The organism is Mesorhizobium sp. P2_F8 (genome assembly GCF_056403655.1).
In genome coordinates, this window is record NZ_JBFUFB010000006.1 from 446,472 (window position 1) to 472,070 (window position 25,599).

Genomic DNA, 25,599 nt, shown 5'->3' on the forward strand with positions numbered 1-25,599 from the left:
TCGAGGCTTTCCGGATTGAGAAAGGCGCCCGTCAGGGCGCTTTTTTTATGTGACGAAGCACGACGCCCGCCGCGATCTCGCCGGACGGCTTGTCGGTCGCCATGCGCCGGGTAATCTCGGCAAAACCTTGCTTCTGCCAGGCGCGCATCCCGCTGTCGGCGAACAGCGCTTCCAGTTGCCGGGTCAGATTGTTCGGCTTGACGTACTCATTATAGAATTCCGGGACCAGCGCCCGATCCGCGATCAGGTTGGGCAACAGCGCCGACCAGACGGACAACAGGTAAGGCGCCACGACGCGCGCGACGGGATCGAGTCTGTAGCAGGAGACCATCGGCACACCGGCCAGCGCCAGCTCCAGCGATACCGTCCCCGACGCGATCAGCGCCGCATCGGCCTTGCCGAAGGCCTGCCATTTGCGTTGGGTATCAAGGATAATCTCGGGTTTCTCATCCCACCGTGTGACCGAGGCCCTGACGAGGTCGGCGACATGCGGGACGGTCGGCAGCAGCAGCCGCAGGCGATGCCCGCGCGCATGCAGCATCGACACCGTCTCGCCGAACGGCTCGAGCAGCCGTCGCACCTCGCCGCGCCTCGAACCAGGCAGGACGAGCAGTGTCTTGACGCGATCCGGAGACGCAAGATCGCGCGGCAGATCCTGCGCCTTGGCAGCACCGAGCACGCCTGCATCATGGGTGAGGCGATGCCCGACATAGGTTCCGGGCGGGCCGCCCAGTCGTTCGAGTTCCTTCACCTCGAACGGCAGGATGCAGAGTACATGGTCGACATAGGGCTTCATGGCCACCGCCCTGCCCGGCCGCCATGCCCACACGCTTGGGCAGACATAGTGGATGATCGGGATCGACGGATTGGCCCCACGCACCTTCCTGGCGACGCGCAACGAGAAGTCAGGACTGTCGATGGTGACGAGGCAATCGGGCTTCTCGTCCGCAACGGTTTTGGCCAGCTGGTTGATCCGCCGCATCAGGCGTGGCAGGTCGCGTAGGATGGCGCTGAAACCCATCAGGGCGATCTCGCCGGCATCGAATGGCGACGTCAGTCCCAGCGCCTGCAAATGGCGGCCGCCGAGGCCGACGAGCTCCACCTCGCGCCTGGTAGCCTGCTTGAGCGAACGCACGATGTCGGCGCCAAGCAGATCGCCCGACTCTTCGCCGGCAACAATCGCAATCTTCAATGCCCTGTCAGGCATGATGCGGCTCCGTAGCGGCAGGCAGACCGATGACGAACAGGCCGAGGGCGTTGGCGCGCGCGACGGTTTCAGGGCCTTCGAGAACCAGCGAACGTCCCGCCTCGACGGCAATGCCGGCAAGCCCGGCCGCATGTACCGCCTCGATCGTCTGCGGACCGATGGAAGGAAGATCCGCACGCAGTTCCTGGCCAGGCTTGGCGCATTTGACCAGCACGCCGCGGGTCTTGCCCGCGATACGGCCGTGGCCACGCAACAGCTTCGCGCGATCAAGCAGTCCGGCTGTTCCCTCGATGCCTTCGAGCGCAATGGTGCGGCCACCGACTGCGATCGCCGCCTGGCCAATATCCAGCGCCCCAATCGCCTTTGCCGCTGCAAGGCCTGCCTCGATGTCGAGCCAGTCCGATTTGCGTGGCGAGGCCTTGGTCAGGACACCCTCGGCGGCGACGAGGTCTGGCACGATCTCGTGGGCGCCGACGATCTTTATGCCTCGTGCTTCGAGACCTCGTGCCACCACCTTCAGCAAGCCATCGTCGCCACGCGCCAGTGCCATGACCACCAGGGGAATCACCGCGAGCAGGCTGAGACTGGGCCGCAGCGCAAGCAATCGTGGCCTGCGCTTGATCTCGCCCGCAAGCACCAGGTGGGTAATCCGGTGCCGCCTCAACAAGGGTATCAGCGAGCCGATACCTTCCAGAGCGAGGCTTTCATGCTCATACCGGGAGAGCTCCGCCATGCGGTCCACCTCGCCTTCCATCAGGATGACAAAGGGAGGATGGCCTCGTAGCGCCGCACCGGCCGCGACTTCGACCGGCAGGCTGCCGCCGCCGGCGATGATGCCGACCCTGGCGCCCGATGGGAGATCACGACCGGCTGCCGCGGTCTCAGCCTTCGTCATCGACATCGTCGCCATCGCCGCCCTTGAGCGACGGCACCGCATAATGCCGCTTGCCGCGACTGGTGATGAAATCGACGATCTTCATGGCGGTCGGCGACGACGCGAATTCGGCCTTGGCGAATTCGATGTTCTCGCCAACAGTGCGAGAGCGATCGAAGATCATCTTGTAAGCCTTGCGCAGCACATGGATTTCGGACCTCGGCAGGCCAGAACGCTTCAGGCCAATGATGTTGAGGCCGCGCAGACTGGCGCGATTGCCAACCGCGATGGCATAGGGAATGACATCGCCCACGATCGCTGAGCAGCCGCCCAGAAAGGCATTGTCGCCGACACGGACAAACTGATGAACCGCCGTCAGTCCGCCAATATAGACGTTGTTGCCGACCTCGCAGTGGCCGCCCAGCGTCGCTCCGTTGGCGAACGTCGCATTGTCGCCGACGACGCAATCATGGGCGATGTGGGCGTAGGCAAGGAAATTTCCATTGTCGCCGATCGTCGTCTCCCCGCGGCTGGAATCGGTGCCGAGATGCATGGTCACGCCTTCGCGGATCGTGCAGTTCGTGCCGATGACCAAAGTGGTGCGGCCGCCCTTGTGCTTGGTGTTCTGCGGCGGCCCGCCCAGTATCGCCATCGGGTAGACCTTGGTCGAGGCACCGATGGTGGTCGCGCCCATCACCGAGACATGGCTGACCAGTTCGACGCCGTCGCCGATCACCGCATCGGCGCCGACATGACAAAACGGCCCAATGCGCACGCCTTGACCGATTTGGGCGCCCTCCTCCACGACAGCGGAAGCATGAATGGATGTCTTGATTTTCATAAGCATTCGATCGTCAGTCGCTGGTGACCATCATGGCTGAAATCTCGGCCTCGGCCGCCTTGGCGCCGTCGACCATGGCTTCACAAGCGAATTTCAGCAGGTTGCCGCGTTTCTTGATTTTCTTGACATGGATCCTCAACTGGTCGCCGGGAACGACCGGTTTGCGGAATTTGGCATTGTCGATGGTCAGGAAATAGACCAATGACGGCTTTTCAGTGCGCAGGCTGCGGATGCAGATGGCGCCGGCCGTCTGCGCCATCGCCTCGACGATGAGCACTCCCGGCATCACCGGCTGCTCAGGGAAATGGCCCTGAAAATGCGGCTCGTTTATGGTCACGTTCTTGATGCCGACGGCGGACTCGTCGCCATCGATGTCGACGATGCGATCGATCATCAGGAACGGATAGCGGTGCGGCAGGAGCTTCATGAGCCCCATAATGTCGACCGCTTCCAGCGTCGTCGAAGCGATCATGTCAGCCATTGCCTCCCTCGCCCTGTTTGCGGGTCCTGGCGAGCTTGCGCAGCATGGCTATCTCCCGCATGGCTTCCGCCATCGGCTGTGCCGGATAACCACCCCAGATCTCGCCTGCAGGGACATTGCTCATAAACCCACTTCTGGCGGCGAGCTTGGCCCCAGACCCGATAGTCAGGTGATCCGCAAGCCCGACGCCGCCGCCCATGGTGACATTGTCACCCACGATCACGGAACCCGAGATACCCGAAAGCCCGGCTATTATGCAATTGCGGCCGATGCGGACGTTATGGGCGATCTGTACGAGATTGTCGATCTTGGTGCCCTGGCCTATGATCGTATCGGACATGGCGCCGCGATCGACGGTGGTGTTGGAGCCGATCTCGACATCGTCCTGGATAACGACACGGCCGACCTGCGGCACGCGTTCGGGTCCCTTGGCGCCGCCGACGAAGCCAAAACCATCTTGGCCGATCCTGGCGCCTCCATGGATGATGACGCGGTTGCCGATCAAGGCATACTGGATGYTGGCGCCTGGACCGACATAGCCGTCGCGGCCGATCTGGCAGGATTGTCCGATGACAGCGTTGGGCGCGATGACCGTACCGCCGCCGATCGAAGCACCCGGCCCGATGACGGCACCTGCCTCGATGACAGCACCTGCCTCGACATGCGCGGTCGGATCGATATGAGCATGCGGCGAGACACCGGTTTCACTGGTCATTGGTCCCGGTGTCGCGGCCGTCGGGAACAGCAGACGGCCGACCAGCGCGAAGGCCTGTTGCGGACGCGGATGAATGAGTACCGCGATGCCGGCCGGCGCCTTGCTGGCGAATTCCGCCGGACACAGGACCGCGGCCGCCCGCAGCGACAGCATCAGCGCGGAATTGCGTTTGCCATCGACGAAAACGAGCGCATTCTCGCCGCCCTCATTGGCCGGCGCGAGCGCTTCGATCGAGATATGGGATTGGCCGGAATCGACAAGCACCGAGCCGGTCAGATTCGCGACTTCGCCCGCCGTATACCGGCGTGATGGCGCGAAGAACACCGGATCGGTCATTCCAGAAGCTATATCCAGCTAGGTCGGAACATCTCTCCCGGACCTGAAAAATCCGGGAGCATCGTTGGCCGTCGATCAGAAGCGGGTCGATATGCCGAAATTGAACTCCTGCACGTTGTCGGTCGCTTCCTTCTTGACCGGGATCGCATAGTCGATACGGATCGGACCGAACGGCGATGCCCACATCAAGCCGAGGCCGACCGAGGCGCGCAGCTTCAGGTCAGTCGACGTCTGGGTGACAGCCGCATTCTCGATCTTGGTGCCATAGAGCGTTGCTGCGTCCGCGAACACCGCGCCGCGCAGCCCAAAGCTCTCCGGAATGACTGGCAGCGGGAACTGGGCTTCGGCCGAGGCATTGAAATAAGTCGTGCCGCCGAGATGGTCACCCGTAACACTGTCCACAGGGCCAATGCCGCCATATTCGAAACCACGGATCATGCGGTCGGTGCTCTGGAACTGATCGAAGATACGCAAACCGCCGTCGCCGCCGTAACCCTCGACATGACCTGCGCCAGCCGAGAGGAGGCCAACCAGATCGAACTGCTCTGAAAGCGTCTGATAGATGCTGCCGCGCCCAGTCAGCTTCACATACTTGGCATCGCCACCGAGGCCGGCAAATTCGGCCGTCGTTGTGGCATAGATGCCTTCGTGCGGGTTCTTCATGTCGTCGATGGTGTTGTAGACCAGCCCCAGGCTGACCGACGACTTGATCCAGGGGCTTTCCTCGATACCTTGAACGATCGCCTGCGAAACATCGCAGTCGCCCAGCACGCCGTCTCCATTGTCATCGCAACCAGAGTCGTACTCGTACTTTTCCCGTGCGATGTTGTACGCCAACTGCGTCGAGATGCTGTTGGTGATCGGCAGGCCGAAGCGTACCGTCGCACCCGTGGTCTCGCTATCGTAGTGATCGTAGTTCCGGGTCTGCTGGTAGATATCAAAGCCGGCTGCGATGCGCCGTCCGAGGAAATAGGGTTCGGTGAAGGACAGGCTGTAGTCGCGCGAATTCTTGCCGCCGCCCGCCGACAGCTTGATGAACTGGCCGCGGCCGAGGAAGTTGCGCTCGGTGATCGATCCTTCGATGGACGGACCCGCCGTGTCTCCACCGGTCGAGTAGCCGGCGCCGACCGAGAATTCGCCGGTCGATTTTTCGACAACGTCGACCACCAGCACGACTTGGTCAGGCTGCGAACCTGGAACGGTCGAGATATCGACTTTTTCAAAGTAATTCAGGTTTTCCAGGCGCTTCTTCGCGCGCTGGATGAGAACTTGATTGAAGGCGTCACCTTCGCTGACGTCGAACTCGCGGCGAATGACATAATCACGCGTGCGGTCGTTGCCGCGGATCTCGATGCGTTCGATATAGGCTTTGGTGCCCTGGTCGATGGTGTAGACCACCGAAATGGTGTGGTTCTCGAAATTGCGGTCGCCGCGCGGCGTCACCTGCGCGAATGCATAGCCGGAACCGGCTACCTTCTCGGTCAGCGCGATGATGGTGTCCTCGACGTCCTTGGCATTGTAGACGTCGCCCTTGCGGGTCTCGACCACCGATTCCAGCGACTTCGAGTCGACTTCCGGGATCGTGCTTTCGACGCTGACATCGCCGAACGTGTAGCGGTCGCCTTCTTGGACGGTGATGGTGACCGTGTACTTGTTCGTCGCACTGTCGAGTTCGCCGACGGCGGACACGACCTGGAAATCGGCATAGCCGTGATTGTAGTAGAAGCGGCGCAGCAGCTCCTGGTCGGCGCGCAGCTTGTCGTCGTCATAGACGTCGTCGCGCAGAATGAACGAAACCCAGGACGAACGCTTGGTGTTGATCACATCCGACAGGCGGCGGCTGGAATAGGCGCTGTTGCCGACGAAATTGATCGCCGCGATCTGAGTGCGATCGCCTTCACTGATGTTGAAGACGACGTTCACGCGGTTATCGCCAAGCTGCATGACCTGCGTGGTCACGGTCACATCGTCGCGACCGATGCGCCTGTAGGCAGCCTTGACCGCTTCGACGTCGGAGTCGAGCGTCGCCTGCGAAAACGTTCCACGCGGCTTCAACTGCACCGCCATCTCAAGCGCGTTGTCCTTGAGCTTCTTGTTGTTCTGGAACAGCACCTGGTTCACGACCTGGTATTCGGCAACCTTGACCACCAGCGTCGAGCCGACCTGATTGATCTGCACATCCGAGAACAGGCCGGTGCCGAACAGCGCCTTGACAGCGCTGTCGATATCGGAGCTGGAGAAAGCTTTGCCCGGCTTGATGGTAATGTAATTGCGGATGGTTTCAGCGTCGATACGCTGGTTGCCGCTCACTTCTACTCTGCTGACGACAGCGGCTTCGGCCGCCGATGTGGCAACGAACTGCACTGCGAGCGCGCCTGGCACCACAAGGGCCGCAGACAGGGTCACCGCGGACGCGGCGCTCAGAAACTTGGATGCTGCCTTCATCGGGCTTAATAACCTTTTCTCGTAGTCCCCACGGCGAGAAAACCGGACGTGCGGTAATTTCTCCTACCGTATTAACCGGATTTTCCCTACACGCAAGGCTTCTGGTTAATTTGAATTTACTTAACCTTGCGGCGTGGCTTTCGCGTCACTCATATTCCCGGGCATGGTAAACGGCGTCTCAACATCGTCCATGCCAAAGCCAAATTTCTTCATGATTTCAGCATCCAAACAGATCGTTCCAGAAAACGAAACCCATGAAGCACAGCACCAGAAGCAACCCGGCCCGATAGGCCATTTCCATCATCCGATCCGACACCGGACGGCGAATGACGGCCTCCACCCCGTAGAACAAGAGATGGCCGCCGTCGAGGGGGGGAATCGGCAAAAGGTTCAGAAACCCGATGCCGACAGACAGCAGTGCAATCAGTTGCACGAGCCATTCGAACCCAAGTTTCGCTGCCTTGCCGGCCATGTCGGCGATCTTCACCGGGCCGCCCAGCTGACATTTATCCTCACGCCCGACAACGAAACGCTGCAGGAACTGACCAGTGCGCTGAATGACGTGCCCAGTCTCCTCGACTGCCGCTGCAACCGCCCCGACGGGCGTGTAGGTGACGAGGCGGGGCTGGCCGAGTTCCTTGTTGTTGACGACGCCGATCACGGCAACCTTGACCTTGTTGCCTATCGCGTCTTCCTGTTCCATCAGCCGCGGCGCCGCGGTCACCGTGACCTCCTTGCCGTCGCGCAGCATGACGAAGGTGATGGTGTCGCCGGCCCGGCCGGAAACCAGGCGCTGGACGTCACCGAAGGTTTCAACCTTGCTGCCGTCGACGCTGACGAATCGGTCACCGGGCAGGATGCCGGCTTTCGCCGCCGGGCTGTCAGCCGTCACCTCTGCGACCATCGGCTCGGCGACATAGCGGCCATAGGCGGAAAACAACACGGTAAAGACGACGATCGTCAGCAGGAAATTGAACATCGGCCCGGCGACCACCGTCGCCGCGCGCTTCCAGATCGGCTGCGTGTGAAAAGCGACCTTGCGCTCCTCCTCGGTCAGCGTCTCGATCTCTTCCGAAGTCGGCTGACTCGATGTGGCGTTCATGTCGCCGACGAATTTGACATAGCCGCCAAGCGGTATCGCGCACAGTTTCCAGCGCGTGCCGTGGCTGTCGCTGAAGCCGAAAAGCTCCGGGCCAAAGCCGATCGAGAAGGCCTTGACCCCGATGCCACACCAGCGCCCGATAAGGTAATGGCCCATTTCATGGACGAACACGACCACGGTCAGCACAAAGAGGAACGGCACGAGCGTGCCAAGGACGAAGCCTTGTGTGCTGAAAAGCGCGTGAAGAATCTCGTTCAAGACAAACCCTCAAATTCTTCCGCGGCGCGGATAGCGCCGTGACTGTGGCATCAATCCAGGCGAATCCAAGGCGCGGCGCGCATCGGGCCCTGAAATGACGCCTCTCAAACCGGAAACAGCCCCTGCGCCGGATGATCGGCGGTCGCCGAAATCCAGCCGATGACGTATAGGGCGAAAGCCGCCGCGACAAGCCCGTCGACACGGTCCATGACGCCGCCGTGGCCGGGGATGAGCGCACCCGAATCCTTGCGACCGTGGCGGCGCTTGATCCAGGATTCAAACAGGTCGCCAGCCTGGGCGACAATCGACAGCACCAGCGCCACAAGGCCGAGCAACGCCAGATTGCCGACGCCGGCAACCGCGGCCAGGATGAGCCCGGCCACAACTCCGCCGACAGCGCCGCCGAGCGCGCCGCTGCGTGTCTTGCCGGGAGAGATCGACGGCGCCAGTTTTGGGCCGCCGACCGTACGGCCAACGAAATAGGCAAAGATATCGGTGGCCCAGACGACCGCGAACAGGAACAGGATGGCGACGAGGCCTGAACGATCCCCGTCGCGCAACAGGGCAAGCGACAGGCCGGAAACACTGGCATAGGCAAGACCGGCCGCGTCCCATTGTCCGGTCTTGCGAACCGAGGCGGCAATCGCCACTGCGGCAACCGCCACCACGACAAGCGGCAGCAGCCACGATGCGGCAAGGCCGGCAATCAAGGCCCCAATGAAAACAACCAGCAGCGCTTCCGGCAGGAAACCCAGGCCCGTGGCCTCGGCTGGGCGCGACATGCGTGTCCATTCATAGAAGATCACCGCCGCCATCACGGCACACAGCAACCGGAACGGCAGCCCCCCAAACCAGGTCAAGCTAAGGGTAATGATGGCAAGCACCACTGCCGAAATGACGCGAAGCTGGAGATTGCTCATCCTGCGGCCGGTCGCGAGGCAACGTCCTGCGAGCCAAGTCCGCCGAATCGGCGTTCGCGGCTGGCAAATTCGCGCAAGGCCTCGGCAAGATGCTCGCGGCTGAAGTCGGGCCAGTAGCAAGGCAGGAAGACGAGCTCGCTATAGGCAGCCTGCCACAGGAGGAAGTTCGACAGCCGCAGCTCACCACTGGTGCGGATGACCAGTTCCGGGTCGGGGATGCCTTGTGTGTCGAGTGCGCCGGCAAAGCTTTCGGCGGATATGGCCTCGCTGTCGAGTTCGCCACGGGCCACGGCCGCGGCAAGCTTGCGCGCCGTGCGCACGATCTCGTCGCGTCCGCCATAGTTGAAGGCGATGACCAGCGTCAGCGCTTCATTTGCGGCGGTCAGCGATTCGGCCTCGTCGAGCAGCCCCCTGATGTCGGATTGCAGCCCTGCCCTGTCACCGATGATTCTGACCCGCACACCGCTCTGGTGCAAATCGGCGAGATCACGGCGGATGAACAGTTTCAGCAGGCCCATCAGGTCACTGACCTCGGACTTCGGCCGCGACCAGTTCTCCGACGAGAAGGCATAGACAGTCAGGAAGGAGATGCCGAGCCCAGGTGCGGCGCGCACCGTCTTGCGCAGCGCTTCGACACCGGCCCGATGGCCAGCAAGACGAGGCATGCCGCGCGCCTTGGCCCAGCGTCCGTTTCCGTCCATGATGATCGCGACATGCGCGGGCGTTGCCATGTTCTCGCTTTCGGGTCAGCCGATGGCCAAACCCTAAACCTGCATGATTTCAGCTTCCTTATCGGAAAGCAGGTGGTCGATGGTGCTGATCGTTTCGTCGGTAAGTTTCTGGACCTGGTCGGAACGCTTGCGTTGATCGTCCTCGCTGATGTCGCCGTCCTTTTCCGCCTTCTTCAGGAAGTCCATGCCATCGCGGCGCACGTGGCGCGCGGCGACGCGGGCGTTCTCGGCGTAGCCGTGCGAGATCTTGACCAGTTCCTTGCGGCGCTGTTCGTTGAGCTCGGGCAGCGGAATCCTGAGATTGGTGCCGTCGACGATCGGGTTGAAGCCCAGATTGGATTCGCGGATGGCGCGGTCGACCGCGCCGACCATCGACTTGTCCCAGACCGACACCGAAATCATGCGCGGCTCCGGCACCGAGACGTTGGCGACCTGGTTGATCGGCATGGTGGTGCCATAGGCCTGCACCTGGATCGCGTCGAGCAGATTGCTGGAGGCGCGACCGGTCCGCAGCGAAGCCAGATCATGTTTGAACGCGGCGATTGCCCCGTCCATGCGCCGCTTGAGATCGTCGTACTCACCACTCATCTTAATCTCCTCGACCCGTCTAGCGCGGGTTCACTGCTTCGGGGCAAGGCCCCGTGTTCGAGCCTGATTTTCGAAAACCTGCATCCCTTTTTCGGGACCAGGCCCCAGGATCAATCGTCCGCGACGACCGTGCAGCGGCCGCCGCCCCTTAGAATATCGCCAAACCCACCTTTTTCGTGGATCGAATAGACGATTATCGGAATGTTGTTTTCGCGCGCAAGTGCAATCGCAGCCGTATCCATGATGGAGAGGCCGCGTTTTATGACTTCGCCATGGCTGATGCGCTCGAAACGCGTCGCATCCGGGTCCTTCTTCGGGTCGGCCGAGTAGACACCGTCGACCTGAGTGCCCTTGAACAGCGCGTCGGCGCCGATTTCAGCCGCGCGGAGTGCCGCCGCCGAATCAGTGGTGAAGAACGGATTGCCGGTGCCTCCGGCAAAGATCACCACCTTGCCCTGGTTCATGTAGGCGGTTGCCTGTCGCTGTGAGAAACTCTCGCAGAGTTCGGGCATGGCGATCGCAGAGAGCACCACGGCGTCGACGCCGATCTTGTTCAATGACGTGCGCAGCGCCAGCGAATTGATGACCGTTGCAAGCATGCCCATGTGGTCGCCGGTGACGCGGTCACCGCCCTTGGAGGCAACGGCCACGCCGCGAAAGATGTTGCCGCCGCCGATGACGACGCCGACCTCGATGCCCAGTGCGCGGGCTTCGGCGATATCGGCGGCGATGCGATCCACCACCGAAACGTCGATGCCGAAATGCTGTTCGCCCATCAACGCTTCGCCCGACGCTTTCAACAAGACACGTCGGTAGAGGGGCTTCACCGTCATCTGGTCCTCGTCATTTTGCGTGTGACGCGTTCCGGGTGGCTACCCTCGCGCAGGCGCCGCCCCGAAACATGGCGCGATGCCGTGTTCCGATACACGAAGGGCGCCGCGATGTCACGCGGCGCCCGAGCCGGAAATTCGAGATCGAGACGCTCAGCCAATCATTAGCTGACGCCGGCAAAAGCGCCCTCTATCAGCAGGTCCGGGAAGTAGCCCATCGGCTTGCCGCCGACCGCCTGGCCCCCGGTGAGGCCGCCCTGGATTTCCGGTCCGAAGAACGAATATGGAAACGGCGTGACTGGCCGGCTGACTGCGTCGAGCCGTGCCAGAAGCTCCTGCGGAATCTCGAAATCGAGCGCGCCGAGATTGTCCTTGAGCTGATCCAGCCTGGTCGCACCGATGATCACCGAGGCGACACCTGGCCTTGTCGTCGCCCAGTTCAAGGCGATCTGGGCCATGCCGCGGCCAAGCTCGCCGGCAACCTTTTCCAATTCGGCAACGATTGCCCAGTTGCGGTCGCTGAATTTCTGAAAGCCCGGATTGCTCGAGCCGCGCATCGTCTCCAGCCTGCCGCCGGCCTTATTGATTGTATCCGAACGATATTTGCCACTCAGAAGGCCGCTTGCCAGCGGGCTCCAGGCCATGATGCCGGCGCCGTAGCGCGTGCCGAACGGCACGAATTCATGCTCGATGTTGCGCTCGGCCAGCGAATATTCGAGCTGCAGCGCCGAAACCGGTTCATAGCCGCGTTGCTCGGCGACGGATTGCGCCCTGCTTGCGTACCAGGCGGGGACGTCGGAGAGGCCGACATGGCGGATCTTTCCGGCGCGCACCAGATCGTCAAGCGTCCGCATCACCTCTTCCGGCGACGTCAGCCTGTCCCAGGCATGCAGGATATAGAGATCGATATAGTCGGTACCGAGCCGCTTCAGCGAGCTTTCGACGGCGCGGATGATGTTCTTGCGGCCATTGCCGCCGGCATTCGGATTGCCCTGCTCCAGATTCATGCTGAACTTGGTGCTGATCACCGCCTTGTCGCGCAGGCCGCGCTCGGCGATGAACTCGCCAAGCCAGGTCTCGGAGGTGCCGCCGGTATAGGCGTCGGCGGTGTCGAAGAAATTCCCGCCTGCCTCGACATAGGCATCGACCAGAGCGCGCGCCGTCTCCTTGTCGGCACCCCAGCCCCATTCGGTGCCGAAGGTCATGGTCCCGAGTGCCAGGCGGGTGACTCGCAGCCCGCTGTTGCCAAGGGTGTAGTAGGACATGGTCATGATGTCGTTCCGATACTGTTCAATGCCGATCCTGTCCGGGGGTCGCCTTGACCCACGGATTGCCGCGCTCATGCGTCATGCGGAATGTGAAGCCGTCCACCATCCAACCCGCGCCCGAACGGGTCAGGTGGTGTTCGTAAGTGCCCCAGACTTCCCAAAGCGGGTCGCCATTGCCTTCCATCCGGTTCCAGGCATAGCCATTGGAGGACACGGTCGCGGCGTCGCCGTCGATGGCGACCTGGTGGTTGGTACGAAGATGCAGGCTGGTCTTGCTGCCCCTGAGATTCGCTGCCCAGGTCCCGATCAGATCGTCCGAGGCGATGGTGGCCGAGGGCTGTCCGCTCAGGCTGCTGAAGTCGACGGTGACACGGTCGGCGAAATAGCTGCGGGCCAGCCGCCAATCCTGTGCATCGACGGCACGATAGATGGCATCGGCGATACGGATGACCGCGCGCTCATCGGCGAGCGTCATTTCGCGCGATGGCTCGGTTCCGCCGGCGTCGACTGGCGCCAGCGCAATACCCGCCGCGAAGGTAGCGTACTTCAATGCATTCATGTCTCTTCTCCTTTGCGCATCAGCCGCCGCCGATCCGTTGGCGACAATGTGGGCCAGCGCGCCGGCGTCGAGAAGATTGCATTATCTGTATAGACTATGCGAAATCACGCATGAATGGATCGCGACCTGCTCAGCCATCTTCCCGTCATCGTCGCCGTGGCGCGGCGCGGCGGCTTTGCGTCGGCCGCCGCGGAACTTGGCATGAGCCCTTCGGCGGTCAGCCACGCGGTGCGCCTTGTCGAAGAGCGGATCGGCCAGCCGCTGTTTGCACGCACCACGCGCAGCGTTGCCTTGACCGAGGCCGGTGAGGCGCTTGTGGCGGCAGCGGAGCCTGCCCTGGAGGATATCGCGGATCGGATCGAGCGGATTCGCTCGGTGAAAGGCAGGGCGAGCGGTCTGCTCAAGATCAATGTGCCGCGCCTGGCGCTGCCGCTCACCTTGATGCCCATCCTGTCGGCAATGGCCGAGCGCTATCCCGAAGTGACGGTGGAGGTGTTCACCGACGAGCGCCTGAGCGACATTGTCGGCGAAGGCTTCGACGCCGGCATAAGGCTGGGCGAGATGATTGCCGAGGATATGGTGACGGTACGGCTGACTGAGCCGTTCCGAACGATCATCGTCGCCTCCCCTGCCTATGTTGGCCGCCACGGAAAGCCGCGAACGCCGGCTGATCTCTCCAGCCACAACTGCATCGGCTATCGTCTGTTGCGATCGCGCGCGCTCTATCGCTGGGATCTGTCCGACCAGGGCAAGGATATCGGCGTCGAAACGCGTGGCAGCGTCGTCGTCACCGATCCGCTGTCGGCGCGCGACATGGCGCTGGCCGGCATCGGGCTGGCCTATCTGTTCGAGCCGCTGGTGCGGGCCGATATCCAGGCCGCCCGGCTGGTCGAAGTGCTGCGCGAAGCCGCGATCGACGAGCCGGGGCTGTTCCTCTATTTTCCCCGCCGGGCGTCGATGGCGCCGAAGCTCAGGGCTTTCATCGACACCGCACAAGAAATCGGCCGGGCATCCCTGCGGACACCCGGCCGATAAAATTCGTCAGAAGGACAGCTGCCGCGGCAGCTTACTTCTTGACCGCCGCCGCGACTTCCGCCGCGAAATCGGTCTCTTCCTTCTCGATGCCTTCGCCCAGCGCAAAGCGCAGATAGGCGGTGATCTTGGCCGGGGCGCCGATGTCCTTCTCGGCATCCTTCAGCGCCTTCTCGACAGTGATGTCGGGATTGAGCACGAAGGCCTGCTTCAGGAGGACGACTTCCTCGTAGAACTTGCGCAGACGGCCCTCGACCATCTTCTCGATGATCGCTTCCGGCTTGCCGGACTGGCGCGCCTGATCGGAGAAGATCGCCTTCTCGCGCTCGATTGCCGCCGGATCGAGTTCTTCTGTGGTCAGCGCCATCGGGCTGGTGGCGGCGACATGCATCGCGACCTGACGCGCAAACGCGTTGGCCGCATGCTCGTTGCCCGTGGTCTCGATCGCAACCAGCACGCCGAGCTTGCCAAGGCCATCGGCAACCGCGTTGTGGACGTAGGTGGCGACGGCGCCATGCGGAACGGTCAGCTTGGCCGAACGGCGGAAGCCCAGGTTCTCACCGATGGTGCCGACAGCATCCTTGATGGTGTCGGTGACCGACTTGTCCGAACCTGGATACTTGGCCGCTGCAACCGCGTCGGTCTTGCCGCCGTAGGCGAGCGCGACCTTGGCCACATTGGCAACGATCTCCTGGAACGCAGCGTTACGAGCAACAAAGTCGGTCTCGGAATTGACTTCGACGACGGCGGCTTCGCGCGGGCCGGAATCGACGCCGATCAGGCCCTCAGCCGCAGTGCGGCCAGCCTTCTTGTCAGCCTTGGAAATGCCCTTCTTGCGCAGCCAGTCGATGGCCTCTTCCATGTTGCCGTTGGTTTCGTTCAACGCCGCCTTGCAATCCATCATGCCCGCGCCGGTCAAGTCGCGGAGTTCTTTGACCTGTGCAGCCGAAATGCTCATTGTCGCCTCTTTGTTTTAAATGCACCGACGCACCATCGAACCTCGATGATGCGTCTGTTTAGCGTGCCAAAATATGAGAAAGATGAAGGCCGCAACCGGCCTTCGATTGTTATGCTTCGGGGGCTTCCGATGCCGGAGCCGGATCGAGAGCCGGTTCGACCGGAGCTTCGACCGAAGCGCCGATGTCGACGCCGAGCGCGCCCTGCTGGCGGGCGATACCGTCGATCGCAGCCTTGGCGATCAGGTCGCAATAGAGCTGGATGGCGCGGGCAGCGTCGTCATTGCCGGGGATCGGGAAGTCGATCTTGTCCGGGTCGCAGTTCGAATCGATGATGGCGACGACCGGAATGCCGAGGCGCTTGGCCTCGAGGATTGCGATCGCTTCCTTGTTGGTGTCGATGACGAACATCAGGTCGGGCGTCGAGCCCATGTCCTTGATGCCGCCCAGCGCCTTGTCGAGCTTCTCGCGCTCGCGGTCGAGGTTGAGGCGCTCCTTCTTGGTGAGGCCCTGGGCCTCGCCGGCCAGCATCTCGTCGAGCTTGCGCAAGCGCTGGATCGAGTTCGAGATCGTCTTCCAGTTGGTCAGCATGCCGCCGAGCCAACGTGAATTGACATAGTACTGGGCCGAACGCTGTGCCGCATCGGCGACGATGTCGGACGCCTGGCGCTTGGTGCCGACGAACAGCACGCGGCCGCCCTTGGCGACAGTGTCGGAAACCTGCTTCAGCGCCTGGTGCAGCAAAGGCACCGTCTGCGAGAGGTCGATGATGTGGATGTTGTTACGGGCGCCGTAGATATAAGGCGCCATTTTCGGGTTCCAGCGGTGAGTCTGGTGGCCGAAGTGAATGCCAGCTTCCAAAAGCTGGCGCATGCTGAAATCAGGCAGAGCCATTCTTAGTTCCTTTCCGGTTAGCCTCCACGGACACAGGCATTTTTGGACTTTGTCCTCGAACGCCACCGGAGGTTTCAGCCGGATTTCTCCCGGGCAGACACCAAAGTCCGTGTGTGGAATGAGCGCGCATATAGAGGGGATGCGCGACAAACGCAAGCCGTGTGGCGTTTCACCACTCAGCGTGCGGCAATCAGCGCTCCTGTGCCGATCATCGCGCTGCCGGCAAACCTGTTCATCAGGCGCATGCGTCTCGGCGTCCTGAACCAGCCCGAAGCCCGCCCGGCAATTGCAGCATAAATACCCATGGTGAGGATGTTGACGCTGATTACGACCGCGACCACCAGCAATCCGTCGGCAAGGGTCATGGTGTTGAGGTTCAGGATCAGCGGCATGATCGAGGCATGGAACAGGATCGCCTTCGGATTGCCCAGCGCGATGGATGCACCGAGGAAAAACGACCGTGACAATCTCGCCTGCGACGCCTGCGGTTCAGCCGATTGCGTGGCGGCGGCTCGCCACATCCTGATGCCGAGGAAAACCAGATAGGTAGCGCCCGCGTATTTCAGCAGGAGAAAAACCCATTCGAAAGTCTGGGCCAACGCCACCAGTCCGGGCAACGCCAAGGTGACCAGCACGGCATCCCCGGCGGCGACGCCAACCCCGGCCACGAAGGCACGAAGAAACCCGCGCGACACACCGTTGGTGATGACTGCGAACATCGCCGGTCCAGGTGTTGCAGCCGCAAGCGTGATTGCGGCGCAATAAGCCAGAAATGCCGTTGGTGTCATGGCCGAGCCTTTCCGTTGGGCACCCGTACCCGCCGGAAGATCGCGACGATCTCCTCGCGGCTGCATTCGAAAGCGCCGAGCCGCACCGCACGGTCGCGCTCGAAGCCGGTTATGTCATAGTGCGGCGCCGATGTCTTGGGCGGCCCCTGGTAGGATGACCGCTTGACGCCGAGTTGCGCAGCGAAGCGATGCAACTCGTCAGTGTCGTCAGCCATCAGATGGCACCAGCGATGGCCAGCCCAGTTCCAGATCGCCGCGTCGACATAGACTGCCATGAAGCTTGCTGTCTGCCTTCCAATCTTCGCAACCCGCCATTCTTCGCAAGCGAATGACGATCGGCCACATGGCCCGTGTGAATGTCAGTGACGATAGAATGGATTCGGATAGAAAATGAAGCTGCCACCGGCCGTAAGCTCAGCCACCGTGCTGGCGACTGTGGCCTGCATGCGACGGTGCAACTCGGCAACCGCATCGTCGACCGAGCCGGCATGTTGATGCAGGCCAAGTGGATCGGGTACCCGGATGTAGGCGCAGCGCGGTCCGGCCGGCTGCGGAATGAGCCGGTTCATCGTGTCGCGCAGTCCGCTGCGGCAATAGTCGTTGCGGATCCGCTTCAGGTGCTCGGCGATCTCCTCCTGCGTGATGCGCGGATTGGCCGAGGCCCACGACCCGACGCGTTGCAGCCTCTGAATCGTGTCGGCGAGCGCGCGGACCTTCTTTTGCTCGTCCGCATCGCCGGTGTTTTCGCGCTGCCAACGACGCGCCAGCCTCAGAAGCTCGGTGGTGTCGGGGACGGCGGTGTCGGGAGAAATGTCCTGGCCAAGCCGACGGCTGAGTTCGGCGACCAAAGCCTTCTGGCGCCCGGCATAGCTCTCGCCCTCTTCGAATGACAGGCTCCACGCGGCTTCATCGCGGGCCAGCAGCGTCGAATAGATATGGTGGATGCGCTGCGGCAGCGTGTCGGTCGCTTGACGTTCTATTTTCAGGTTTTTCTCGACATAGGTGCATTCCTTCACCAGTGCCGCTTCGACATTCCTGGTGAAGACCAGTTTCCAGACGACCGGCGCGATCCAGACCTTGAAATCTGGATCCGTGGCCCTCCCCCGTTTGAGTGCCTCAAGCCCCATTTCGACGGCGCCCGGCAGCAACGGCGCCACGATGTTGGCATGCCAGCCGACGCCGCCTTCGGGATGCAGCAGCACGCCATGACCTTTCAATGCCCAGGCGACGGAGTGTTCCTTGGCTGCCCCGCTGTTGCCGGGAATCTGGGCGATCAGGTTGTTGGCCAGCCAGAATTTCTGCATCAGCCGGCCAAGGCCGTTGACGACGCCATTCGTTGCCCAGGAGGCGGCAAGCGGGCTGACCTGCGACACAATCTCCTTGTCGATCATCCAGTCGGTGAAGAACTCTGGATGATTGGGCGTGATGAAGGTTGCCTTCTCCGCTCCGCAACTGGCCCTCAGCCGCTCGAGGTCGGCGTGGGGAAAGTCGATATGGCGGACATTAGCGACGCCACGCAGCCCGGCCAGGCGGTTGAACGGCAAGATATCGCGAAAACCCGGTATTCCCCGCAGCATGACGATCCGGTTGACTGTCGTCATGGCCCTGATCAGCGCCGGATTTGGCCTCGGCGCCACGAAGACATCGATCCTGCTCAAGCTTGCTCCCCCCTTTGCGTCTCGACGCAGGAGGAAGTTGGGGAGCAATTACGGCGCGTTCAAGTCGTTCGCAACGGCACGCCGTGTCGTGATGAATCAACTGGCCAGCTGAAGCACTATTTGGTCGGGCAGGTTTTCGCCTGGTCGAACAGCGAAAGATTGACCAGCTTGCCGGTCATCGAGAAGTCGCCATAGTCCATGACGAGGTCGCGGGTGATGCCATTCTCGTGCAGCTTGAAGCTGATCCGGTATTCCGGCACCTCTTCGCCCGTCTTGTCGGTGTCGTCGAAATAGGCGATGTCGACCGGCCAGTATTTGTCGGTGGCGAGCTTTGCCAATGCCGGGGCCTCCGGGTCGGCCTTGTCGGCATCGGTTTTCTTGCCGACGACGACCGTGGTGGTCATCACCTTGTTGGCGTCTTCGGAACCGTCGAAAAGGTTGGTTTCGTAAAAATTCTCGCCCTTTTCGGCTTTGCCGATCAGTTCGACCAGATGCTGGGTCGGGAATTGGGTCATAGCCAGTTCGAGGCTGTTCTTTTCGGGCTTGTCGATATCGACCTTCAACCCCTTGGTCTCTTTCGTGGCGATGCCCTTGACCTCCTTGTCGAGGTTCTGGTCGACGAAGGACTTCGTCACGAATGAAAAGGTCTTGCCTTCGGCGTCCTCGAAAGTGGTCGTCTGCTGGTCGGTCAGCTTCGTGTTCTCGTTGGTGACGATCTGGGTGACAAAACGGAATTTCACCGTATAGCCTTCACAGGCCGAGCCGTTGAACTCATAGACCATGCGGCCGGATATGCCAGTGATGCCGGATTGATCGGATGCCTTGTTGAGGGTGAGATCGTAAACAGCGCGGTGGGCTTGCAGCGCCGGCACGGCGAAAGCAGGGCCTATCGAGAACACCGCCGACAACAGGACGGCATTGAATGCAAGGCGCGTTGCGCGCATGAGGTACTCCGATCGTCGCGGCTGATGGCAGGCCGCATGGAAAGATGGTCCAGCTTAAAAAAAGTCGTGGCGGAAGCGAGGCAAAAATAGCAATTTCGGCCCGGCCAGCGCGGCGTCACCCAAGCAATAGGGAAATACCATGAGTGAAACAATCGAAAAGCGGCTAAGCGATCTGGGCGTGACGCTTCCTGTCGCCGCCGCGCCCGCCGCCAACTATGTGCCCTATTGCAGGACCGGCAACCTCTTGTTCACCGCCGGGCAGTTGCCTCTCAAGGACGGCAAGCTGCAGGCGAGCGGCCTGCTCGGTCGCGACGTCGACACCGCGGCCGGCAAGGACGCGGCAAAATACTGCGCGATCAATATCCTGGCGCAGGCCAAGGCCGCACTCGGCGACCTCGAGAAAATCCGTCGCCTGGTGAAGATCACCGTTTTCGTCGCCTCAACGCCGGATTTTGTCGAACAGCATCTGGTTGCCAACGGTGCCTCCGATTTCCTTGTTGCGGCACTTGGCGAGCGCGGCAAGCATGCCCGCTCCGCTGTCGGCACCGCCTCGCTGCCACTTAATGCCGCAGTGGAAATCGAAGCGGTCTTCGAAGTCGAGTGAGCCAGGAGACGACCATGACCGACCTATCCTGGCTGACCGCCCGGCCTGTCGCCCATCGCGGTTTCCACGACATGAACAAGACGCGCTGGGAAAACACGCTTTCCGCCTTCGCCGCTGCGGCCGAGCGCGGCTACGCCATCGAATGCGACGTGCACCTGTCGCTGGACGGCGTTCCCGTCATCATTCATGACGACGATCTGCAGAGGCTGACCGGTCAGGACGGTTTCGTCTGGCAGCGTACCGCGGCGGAGCTCACGGCGCTCAAAGTCGGCGGCACGTCGGATCATGTACCGACACTGCAGGAAGCGCTCGACCTGGTCGATGGCCGGGTGCCGATGGTCGTTGAGCTGAAAGGCATCCCGGGCCGCGACGAGGGTCTCGTGGCGATCGTCGGCAAGATGCTCAAGCGCTACAAGGGCAAGTCGGCTATCATGTCGTTCGACCACTGGCTGATCCGCGATTTTCCGAAACACGCGCCGGGCATTCCGGCCGGACTGACCGCCTACGGCAAGGACGTCAAGCTGATCGAGGCGCATTTCGCCATGCTGGCGCATGAGATCGCCTTCACCTCCTATGCCGCCGGCGACCTGCCCAACCGGTTCGTAAGCTTCGTCCGTGAAAAACTGAAAATGCCGGTCATCACCTGGACGGTGCATGACCAGCCGGCGGTCGACCTGACCTATAGATATGCCGACCAGATGACGTTCGAGGGGTTCGAACCCGACTTGGTCAAAGTCGCCTGAAGCCGGTGTCTGAAACGTGACTTGTACCCGGCCGGACGGAGCTTAAATAAGCCCCATGGATCAAGGCGACGACGGCGATGACCAGATGGCGAATGCGGACTATTTGATCCGCATCGCCGCTGGCATCGGCGCTTTCACCCCGGACGAGTGGAACAGCCTCAGCGGAACCACGAGTGGCGACGCAGAAAACGGCTACAACCCGCTCGTTTCATTCGCTTTTCTGAGCGCACTTGAAGACTCAGGCTGTGCCGTGCGGCGCACAGGATGGCAAGGTCATCATTTGCGATTGGAGACCGCGCAGGGCAAGCTGCTCGGGGCGGTCCCGTGCTATCTCAAATCGCACAGCCAGGGCGAATATGTGTTCGATCATGGCTGGTCGGATGCCTTCGAACGCGCCGGCGGCCGCTACTATCCAAAACTGCAATGCGCGGTGCCGTTCACACCGGTCACCGGCCCTCGCCTGCTGGTCACCAAGGGCGAGGATGTCGGCGCCGTCAAAGCGGGACTGGCAGCGGGCCTGAAGGCGGTCACGCAAAAACTCGGCGTCTCTTCAGCGCATGTGACCTTCGCCCAGGAAAGCGACGTCGAGGTGCTGGAAGCGGCAGGGTTCCTGCATCGCACCGACCAGCAGTTCCATTTCTTCAACGAAGGCTTTTCAACCTATGACGACTTCCTCGCCACCCTTGCCTCGCGCAAGCGCAAGGCGATGAAGAAGGAGAGGCGCGAGGCGCTGACCAACGGCATCTCGATCGACTGGCTGACCGGCAAGGATCTCACCGAAAAGGCCTGGGACGACTTCTTCGCCTTCTACATGGACACCGGCAGCCGCAAATGGGGCCGGCCCTATCTCAGCCGCCAGTTTTTCTCGCTGATCGGCGAACGCATGGCCGACGACATCCTGCTGGTGATGGCCAAACGCAACGGGCGCTACATTGCCGGCGCCATCAATTTCATCGGCTCCGACGCACTCTACGGCCGTAACTGGGGCTGCATCGAGGACCATCCCTTCCTGCATTTCGAGGTCTGCTACCATCAGGCGATCGACTTCGCCATCGAGCGCAAGCTCAGGGTTGTCGAGGCCGGCGCTCAAGGAGAGCACAAGCTGGCGCGAGGCTACCGCCCGGTGACCATGCATTCCGCGCACTACATCGCGCACCCCGGCCTGCGCAACGCCGTTGCCGACTATCTCAGACGCGAACGGCACGAGGTGGAGCGGATGAGCGAATATCTGGAAGAGCACACTCCATTCCGCAGGGATCTCGAGGAGTAGCGACCGGGCTGCCCTGATCGGCGGGGCGACTTTACCCGATTGTCTTGCCGATTTTCGACGGCTTCGCTACACGAAAGGCACAATCCGGAGCGTTCGCCATGGCTGAGACCGCCTATGACACCGACAACATCTTCGCAAAGATCCTGCGCGGTGAAATTCCCTCGCACCGCGTCTACGAGGACGAAGCGGTCGTCGCCTTCATGGATGTGATGCCGCAGGGGCCCGGCCATACGCTGGTGGTGCCGAAGGCGCCGTCGCGCAACCTGCTCGACGCCGATCCGTCAACGTTCGGACCGCTTTTCACGGTCGTCCAGAAAGTGGCGCGGGCCGTCAAACAAGGGTTTGGCGCCGACGGCGTCACCGTCATGCAGTTCAACGAGCCAGCCTCGGGGCAGACCGTCTATCATCTGCATGTGCATGTCATCCCACGCTTTGACGGCATTCCCCTGAAGCCGCACACGGGCGGGATGGAGAAGCCGGAAGTGCTGGCTGAGAGCGCCGAAAAGATACGAGCGGCGCTGCGAAGCTGACGCCGCACCTCACTTTGCGACGAAGCAATTTTACCTGGCGGTGGTTTGAGCCAGTTGCTCGATCGCGCTCGGCCCAACGATCCCTTGCTCCAGCCGCCGGCGGATCGCATCGGCACATTGCGTGGGGCTCAGCAAGGAGGTGTCGACGTCCAGGTCGTACAAGCCTGGCCGGTGCACCTCCTCGTGCCACAGACGCACGGGTATCGGCACGGGATCGCCGGGCGAGCCGGTCACATGTCCCCGTGCCGCCTCACTGGCGGCGCGTCGTTGCATGATGATTGCAATCGGGCAGCGGACGCCGACGAACAGCACCGGCAGGCCGGCGAGACGGCTCGCGCAATCGGCGAGGCAATCGAGGGGTTTTGAATAGGCATCATGGTGGCCGACATCCGCCACGACGTTCAGCCCCAGCCGGCTATGGGCGGCAATGGATTCGTAAAGCGCGGCGTAGAAATCGGCCACGAGGCCTTCAAGGTCCGGACGCTCGCCGCCCGGCCGCAAGCCAATTCCAGGCCGATAGCGTGGTGGCGTGGCCTGTTCGTAAACGTCGACGCCGAGATTGATCCAGACACCATCAAGATTCTCCTGGATGGCCTGGACGATACTTGATTTTCCCGATCGCGGCGCACCGTTCAGGATGACGATCTGCCCGGCCATGCGTCCCTCATTGCTCCCATGAAAAAAGCCCCGTCTCCGGGGCTTTTTCGACTTTTGTCAGGGTCAGTTCTTTCTGGGCAATTGCGGCACGAGGCTGCGCTTGCCGCCGTCCTTGCCCTTGGCTTCGGGCTTCGACGCCACCAGCTTCTTGGCCGCGGGCTTTTTCGCGACGGCCTTTGTGGGCTTCGGCGTTTCTTCCGGCTCTTCCTTCTTAGGCTTCACCGGCGCCTCGTCGGCGAGCGATTCGAGCTTCAGGCCGGTCTCGCCGGTTTCCTTCTTCTCGACGGTGACACGCACCGTGCCGCCCTTCTTGAGCTTGCCGAACAGCACCTCGTCGGCCAACGGCTTCTTGATGTGCTCCTGGATGACACGGCCGAGCGGCCGCGCACCCATGCGCTCGTCATAACCCTTGTCGGCGAGCCAGGCGATGGCATCGGGCGACAGATCGAAGGTGACGCCGCGCTCGGAAAGCTGGGCCTCGAGCTGCATGACGAACTTCTGCACCACCTGATGGATGACCGGCACCGGCAGCGAGCCGAACGGGATGATCGCATCGAGACGGTTGCGGAATTCCGGCGTGAACAGCCGGTTGATCGCCTCGACGTCGTCGCCTTCGCGCTTGGTCGAACCGAAGCCGATCGCCGCACGCTGCGCATCCGACGCGCCTGCATTGGTGGTCATGATCAGGATCACATTGCGGAAGTCGATCTGCTTGCCGTTATGGTCGGTCAACTTGCCGTGGTCCATCACCTGCAACAGGATGTTGAACAGGTCCGGATGAGCCTTCTCGACTTCGTCCAGCAAAAGCACGCAGTGTGGATGCTGGTCGACCCCGTCGGTCAACAGACCGCCCTGGTCGAAGCCGACATAGCCGGGAGGCGCGCCGATCAGCCGCGAGACCGTGTGGCGCTCCATATATTCCGACATGTCGAACCGGATCAGCTCGACGCCGAGCGATGCAGCCAATTGCTTGGCCACTTCGGTCTTGCCGACGCCGGTCGGGCCCGAGAACAGGTAGGAGCCGATCGGCTTCTCTGGTTCGCGCAGGCCGGCACGCGCCAGCTTGATCGCCGAGGTCAGCGCGGTGATCGCGGTATCCTGGCCATAGACGACGCGCTTGAGCTCGATATCGAGACCCTGCAGCACCTTCTCGTCGTCGGCCGAAACCGTCTTCGGCGGGATGCGGGCCATGGTGGCGATCGTCGCTTCGATCTCCTTGATGCCGATCGTCTTCTTGCGCTTGGCTTCCGGCACCAGCATCTGCGAGGCACCGGTCTCGTCGATCACGTCGATCGCCTTGTCCGGCAGCTTGCGGTCGTTGATGTAGCGCGCCGACAGCTCCACCGAAGCCTTGATCGCCTCGTTGGTGAACTTCACCTTGTGGAACTCCTCATAATAGGGCTTGAGGCCCTTCATGATCTCGATGGCGTCCTCGATGGTCGGCTCGTTGACGTCGATCTTCTGGAAGCGCCGCACCAAGGCACGGTCCTTCTCGAAGAACTGGCGGAATTCCTTGTAGGTGGTCGAGCCGATGCAGCGGATCGCACCCGACGACAAGGCCGGCTTCAACAGGTTCGACGCGTCCATGGCGCCGCCCGAGGTGGCCCCTGCCCCGATGACCGTGTGGATCTCGTCGATGAACAGCACCGCGCCGGGATAGTCCTCGAGTTCCTTGACGACCTGCTTCAGCCGCTCCTCGAAATCGCCGCGATAGCGCGTGCCGGCGAGCAGCGTGCCCATGTCGAGCGCGAAGATCGTGGCATTGTGCAGCACTTCGGGAACGTCGCCCTCGACAATGCGCTTGGCGAGGCCTTCGGCGATCGCCGTCTTGCCGACGCCGGGATCACCGACATAGAGCGGATTGTTCTTGGAGCGGCGGCACAGCACCTGGATGGTGCGGTTGATCTCGGACTCGCGGCCGATCAGCGGATCGATCTTGCCGGCCTTGGCCTTGTTGTTGAGGTTGACGCAATAAGCGGTCAGCGCGTCCTGCTGCTGCTTCTTCTTGCCGCCTTCCTCTTGCGGCTCGGCGCCGTTCTGGCCGCCCTGCTCGTCATCGGCGCCGCGCGGCGAACGCGTTTCCGACGCGCCCGGACGCTTGGCAATGCCGTGCGAAATATAGTTGACCGCGTCGTAGCGGGTCATCTGCTGTTCCTGCAGGAAATAAGCGGCATGGCTCTCGCGCTCGGCGAAGATGGCGACGAGCACGTTGGCGCCCGACACTTCCTCGCGGCCGGACGACTGCACATGGATCACCGCGCGCTGGATGACCCGCTGGAAACCGGCGGTCGGCTTGGAATCCTCGTCGTACCCGGTGACCAGATTGTCGAGCTCGGTGTCGATATAGGTGAGAACCGTGTGCTTCAGC

26 protein-coding genes are annotated in these 25,599 nt (G+C 62.0%); 5 read left to right on the forward strand and 21 right to left on the reverse strand.

The window, feature by feature from the left end; genetic code table 11:
* Window positions 1–31: 31 nt before the first annotated feature.
* From lpxB to AC1DZP_RS17835, 13 genes are all read right to left on the reverse strand, one after another.
* Window positions 32–1,207, reverse strand: a complete 1,176-nt coding sequence (lpxB, locus tag AC1DZP_RS17775; protein WP_457152566.1) for a lipid-A-disaccharide synthase — start codon at window positions 1,205–1,207, stop codon at window positions 32–34.
* Window positions 1,200–2,102, reverse strand: coding sequence for an LpxI family protein (locus tag AC1DZP_RS17780; RefSeq protein WP_477304143.1), 903 nt, complete (start codon window positions 2,100–2,102; stop codon window positions 1,200–1,202). Before AC1DZP_RS17780 ends, lpxB begins: the two co-directional genes overlap by 8 nt.
* Window positions 2,089–2,922, reverse strand: a complete 834-nt coding sequence (gene lpxA, locus AC1DZP_RS17785; RefSeq protein ID WP_457152564.1) for an acyl-ACP--UDP-N-acetylglucosamine O-acyltransferase — start codon at window positions 2,920–2,922, stop codon at window positions 2,089–2,091. The genes AC1DZP_RS17780 and lpxA overlap by 14 nt, the downstream gene beginning before the upstream one ends.
* 13 nt (window positions 2,923–2,935) lie before the next feature.
* Complete coding sequence (fabZ, locus tag AC1DZP_RS17790) at window positions 2,936–3,403, reverse strand: 3-hydroxyacyl-ACP dehydratase FabZ (protein ID WP_095081436.1); 468 nt, start codon at window positions 3,401–3,403, stop codon at window positions 2,936–2,938.
* Window positions 3,396–4,454 (reverse strand): UDP-3-O-(3-hydroxymyristoyl)glucosamine N-acyltransferase, encoded by a 1,059-nt coding sequence (gene lpxD, locus AC1DZP_RS17795; RefSeq protein WP_477304145.1) that lies wholly within the window; start codon window positions 4,452–4,454, stop codon window positions 3,396–3,398. Before lpxD ends, fabZ begins: the two co-directional genes overlap by 8 nt.
* 75 nt (window positions 4,455–4,529) lie before the next feature.
* Window positions 4,530–6,899, reverse strand: coding sequence for an outer membrane protein assembly factor BamA (gene bamA, locus AC1DZP_RS17800; RefSeq protein ID WP_477304147.1), 2,370 nt, complete (start codon window positions 6,897–6,899; stop codon window positions 4,530–4,532).
* 217 nt (window positions 6,900–7,116) lie between these two features.
* On the reverse strand, window positions 7,117–8,259 hold the full coding sequence (gene rseP, locus AC1DZP_RS17805; protein ID WP_477304149.1) for an RIP metalloprotease RseP: 1,143 nt from the start codon (window positions 8,257–8,259) through the stop codon (window positions 7,117–7,119).
* Window positions 8,260–8,363: 104 nt separating this feature from the next.
* On the reverse strand, window positions 8,364–9,179 hold the full coding sequence (locus AC1DZP_RS17810; protein WP_477304151.1) for a phosphatidate cytidylyltransferase: 816 nt from the start codon (window positions 9,177–9,179) through the stop codon (window positions 8,364–8,366).
* Complete coding sequence (locus AC1DZP_RS17815; RefSeq protein ID WP_095081447.1) at window positions 9,176–9,910, reverse strand: isoprenyl transferase; 735 nt, start codon at window positions 9,908–9,910, stop codon at window positions 9,176–9,178. The genes AC1DZP_RS17810 and AC1DZP_RS17815 overlap by 4 nt, the downstream gene beginning before the upstream one ends.
* Before the next feature lie 33 nt (window positions 9,911–9,943).
* Window positions 9,944–10,498, reverse strand: coding sequence for a ribosome recycling factor (gene frr, locus AC1DZP_RS17820; RefSeq protein ID WP_015317784.1), 555 nt, complete (start codon window positions 10,496–10,498; stop codon window positions 9,944–9,946).
* A gap of 110 nt (window positions 10,499–10,608) precedes the next feature.
* Window positions 10,609–11,331, reverse strand: a complete 723-nt coding sequence (pyrH, locus tag AC1DZP_RS17825) for a UMP kinase (RefSeq protein WP_013895365.1) — start codon at window positions 11,329–11,331, stop codon at window positions 10,609–10,611.
* 161 nt (window positions 11,332–11,492) lie between these two features.
* The gene (locus AC1DZP_RS17830) at window positions 11,493–12,599 is read right to left on the reverse strand and encodes an aldo/keto reductase (protein ID WP_477304154.1); all 1,107 of its coding nucleotides are present in this window, start codon (window positions 12,597–12,599) and stop codon (window positions 11,493–11,495) included.
* 19 nt (window positions 12,600–12,618) lie between these two features.
* Window positions 12,619–13,155 (reverse strand): nuclear transport factor 2 family protein, encoded by a 537-nt coding sequence (locus AC1DZP_RS17835; RefSeq protein WP_477304156.1) that lies wholly within the window; start codon window positions 13,153–13,155, stop codon window positions 12,619–12,621.
* A gap of 114 nt (window positions 13,156–13,269) precedes the next feature.
* Between AC1DZP_RS17835 and AC1DZP_RS17840 the strand changes: the two genes are divergently transcribed.
* On the forward strand, window positions 13,270–14,190 hold the full coding sequence (locus AC1DZP_RS17840) for a LysR family transcriptional regulator (protein WP_477304158.1): 921 nt from the start codon (window positions 13,270–13,272) through the stop codon (window positions 14,188–14,190).
* 31 nt (window positions 14,191–14,221) lie between these two features.
* Here the strand turns inward: AC1DZP_RS17840 and tsf are convergent, their stop codons facing one another.
* From tsf to AC1DZP_RS17870, 6 genes are all read right to left on the reverse strand, one after another.
* Window positions 14,222–15,145 carry a translation elongation factor Ts gene (tsf, locus tag AC1DZP_RS17845; protein WP_457152196.1) on the reverse strand — a complete coding sequence of 308 codons (924 nt, stop codon included), beginning with the start codon at window positions 15,143–15,145 and terminating at the stop codon, window positions 14,222–14,224.
* Between the two features lie 109 nt (window positions 15,146–15,254).
* A complete protein-coding gene (rpsB, locus tag AC1DZP_RS17850) occupies window positions 15,255–16,037 on the reverse strand; it encodes a 30S ribosomal protein S2 (protein ID WP_023777441.1) in 783 nt (260 codons plus the stop codon).
* 176 nt (window positions 16,038–16,213) lie between these two features.
* The gene (locus tag AC1DZP_RS17855; RefSeq protein ID WP_477304160.1) at window positions 16,214–16,825 is read right to left on the reverse strand and encodes a LysE family translocator; all 612 of its coding nucleotides are present in this window, start codon (window positions 16,823–16,825) and stop codon (window positions 16,214–16,216) included.
* Window positions 16,822–17,100 (reverse strand): DUF4031 domain-containing protein, encoded by a 279-nt coding sequence (locus AC1DZP_RS17860; RefSeq protein ID WP_477304162.1) that lies wholly within the window; start codon window positions 17,098–17,100, stop codon window positions 16,822–16,824. The genes AC1DZP_RS17855 and AC1DZP_RS17860 overlap by 4 nt, the downstream gene beginning before the upstream one ends.
* A gap of 84 nt (window positions 17,101–17,184) precedes the next feature.
* A complete protein-coding gene (locus AC1DZP_RS17865; protein ID WP_477304163.1) occupies window positions 17,185–18,483 on the reverse strand; it encodes a lysophospholipid acyltransferase family protein in 1,299 nt (432 codons plus the stop codon).
* A 116-nt stretch (window positions 18,484–18,599) separates the two neighbouring features.
* Complete coding sequence (locus tag AC1DZP_RS17870; RefSeq protein WP_457152199.1) at window positions 18,600–19,427, reverse strand: cell envelope integrity EipB family protein; 828 nt, start codon at window positions 19,425–19,427, stop codon at window positions 18,600–18,602.
* Between the two features lie 139 nt (window positions 19,428–19,566).
* Between AC1DZP_RS17870 and AC1DZP_RS17875 the strand changes: the two genes are divergently transcribed.
* The 4 genes from AC1DZP_RS17875 (at window position 19,567) to AC1DZP_RS17890 (ending at window position 22,574) form a co-directional block, all read left to right on the forward strand.
* Window positions 19,567–20,031 (forward strand): RidA family protein, encoded by a 465-nt coding sequence (locus AC1DZP_RS17875; protein WP_457152200.1) that lies wholly within the window; start codon window positions 19,567–19,569, stop codon window positions 20,029–20,031.
* Window positions 20,032–20,045: 14 nt separating this feature from the next.
* The gene (locus tag AC1DZP_RS17880) at window positions 20,046–20,774 is read left to right on the forward strand and encodes a glycerophosphodiester phosphodiesterase (RefSeq protein ID WP_477304166.1); all 729 of its coding nucleotides are present in this window, start codon (window positions 20,046–20,048) and stop codon (window positions 20,772–20,774) included.
* Between the two features lie 55 nt (window positions 20,775–20,829).
* Complete coding sequence (locus tag AC1DZP_RS17885; RefSeq protein ID WP_477304168.1) at window positions 20,830–22,044, forward strand: GNAT family N-acetyltransferase; 1,215 nt, start codon at window positions 20,830–20,832, stop codon at window positions 22,042–22,044.
* 98 nt (window positions 22,045–22,142) lie between these two features.
* The gene (locus AC1DZP_RS17890) at window positions 22,143–22,574 is read left to right on the forward strand and encodes an HIT family protein (RefSeq protein ID WP_477304170.1); all 432 of its coding nucleotides are present in this window, start codon (window positions 22,143–22,145) and stop codon (window positions 22,572–22,574) included.
* 30 nt (window positions 22,575–22,604) lie between these two features.
* On the opposite strand, the gene AC1DZP_RS17895 is transcribed toward AC1DZP_RS17890, so the two are convergent.
* Together AC1DZP_RS17895 and clpA are read right to left on the reverse strand one after the other, a co-directional pair.
* Complete coding sequence (locus AC1DZP_RS17895; protein ID WP_477304172.1) at window positions 22,605–23,231, reverse strand: chloramphenicol phosphotransferase CPT family protein; 627 nt, start codon at window positions 23,229–23,231, stop codon at window positions 22,605–22,607.
* A 63-nt stretch (window positions 23,232–23,294) separates the two neighbouring features.
* On the reverse strand, window positions 23,295–25,599 hold a 2,305-nt coding region (gene clpA, locus AC1DZP_RS17900; protein WP_477304174.1), incomplete at its 5' end, for an ATP-dependent Clp protease ATP-binding subunit ClpA.

Excerpts from the sequence above, each read along its gene's own strand:
- AC1DZP_RS17815 (WP_095081447.1), bottom strand. The coding sequence starts at position 9,910 with ATGGCAACGCCCGCGCATGTCGCGATCATCATGGACGGAAACGGACGC.
- frr (WP_015317784.1), bottom strand. The coding sequence starts at position 10,498 with ATGAGTGGTGAGTACGACGATCTCAAGCGGCGCATGGACGGGGCAATC.
- tsf (WP_457152196.1), bottom strand. The coding sequence starts at position 15,145 with ATGAGCATTTCGGCTGCACAGGTCAAAGAACTCCGCGACTTGACCGGC.
- AC1DZP_RS17840 (WP_477304158.1), top strand. The coding sequence starts at position 13,270 with ATGGATCGCGACCTGCTCAGCCATCTTCCCGTCATCGTCGCCGTGGCG.
- AC1DZP_RS17810 (WP_477304151.1), bottom strand. The coding sequence starts at position 9,179 with ATGAGCAATCTCCAGCTTCGCGTCATTTCGGCAGTGGTGCTTGCCATC.
- AC1DZP_RS17855 (WP_477304160.1), bottom strand. The coding sequence starts at position 16,825 with ATGACACCAACGGCATTTCTGGCTTATTGCGCCGCAATCACGCTTGCG.
- lpxB (WP_457152566.1), bottom strand. The coding sequence starts at position 1,207 with ATGCCTGACAGGGCATTGAAGATTGCGATTGTTGCCGGCGAAGAGTCG.
- AC1DZP_RS17870 (WP_457152199.1), bottom strand. The coding sequence starts at position 19,427 with ATGCGCGCAACGCGCCTTGCATTCAATGCCGTCCTGTTGTCGGCGGTG.
- AC1DZP_RS17875 (WP_457152200.1), top strand. The coding sequence starts at position 19,567 with ATGAGTGAAACAATCGAAAAGCGGCTAAGCGATCTGGGCGTGACGCTT.
- AC1DZP_RS17780 (WP_477304143.1), bottom strand. The coding sequence starts at position 2,102 with ATGACGAAGGCTGAGACCGCGGCAGCCGGTCGTGATCTCCCATCGGGC.
- fabZ (WP_095081436.1), bottom strand. The coding sequence starts at position 3,403 with ATGGCTGACATGATCGCTTCGACGACGCTGGAAGCGGTCGACATTATG.
- AC1DZP_RS17860 (WP_477304162.1), bottom strand. The coding sequence starts at position 17,100 with ATGGCAGTCTATGTCGACGCGGCGATCTGGAACTGGGCTGGCCATCGC.
- lpxA (WP_457152564.1), bottom strand. The coding sequence starts at position 2,922 with ATGAAAATCAAGACATCCATTCATGCTTCCGCTGTCGTGGAGGAGGGC.
- AC1DZP_RS17835 (WP_477304156.1), bottom strand. The coding sequence starts at position 13,155 with ATGAATGCATTGAAGTACGCTACCTTCGCGGCGGGTATTGCGCTGGCG.
- pyrH (WP_013895365.1), bottom strand. The coding sequence starts at position 11,331 with ATGACGGTGAAGCCCCTCTACCGACGTGTCTTGTTGAAAGCGTCGGGC.
- AC1DZP_RS17830 (WP_477304154.1), bottom strand. The coding sequence starts at position 12,599 with ATGACCATGTCCTACTACACCCTTGGCAACAGCGGGCTGCGAGTCACC.
- AC1DZP_RS17890 (WP_477304170.1), top strand. The coding sequence starts at position 22,143 with ATGGCTGAGACCGCCTATGACACCGACAACATCTTCGCAAAGATCCTG.
- AC1DZP_RS17880 (WP_477304166.1), top strand. The coding sequence starts at position 20,046 with ATGACCGACCTATCCTGGCTGACCGCCCGGCCTGTCGCCCATCGCGGT.
- bamA (WP_477304147.1), bottom strand. The coding sequence starts at position 6,899 with ATGAAGGCAGCATCCAAGTTTCTGAGCGCCGCGTCCGCGGTGACCCTG.
- AC1DZP_RS17885 (WP_477304168.1), top strand. The coding sequence starts at position 20,830 with ATGGATCAAGGCGACGACGGCGATGACCAGATGGCGAATGCGGACTAT.
- AC1DZP_RS17895 (WP_477304172.1), bottom strand. The coding sequence starts at position 23,231 with ATGGCCGGGCAGATCGTCATCCTGAACGGTGCGCCGCGATCGGGAAAA.
- rpsB (WP_023777441.1), bottom strand. The coding sequence starts at position 16,037 with ATGGCTCTGCCTGATTTCAGCATGCGCCAGCTTTTGGAAGCTGGCATT.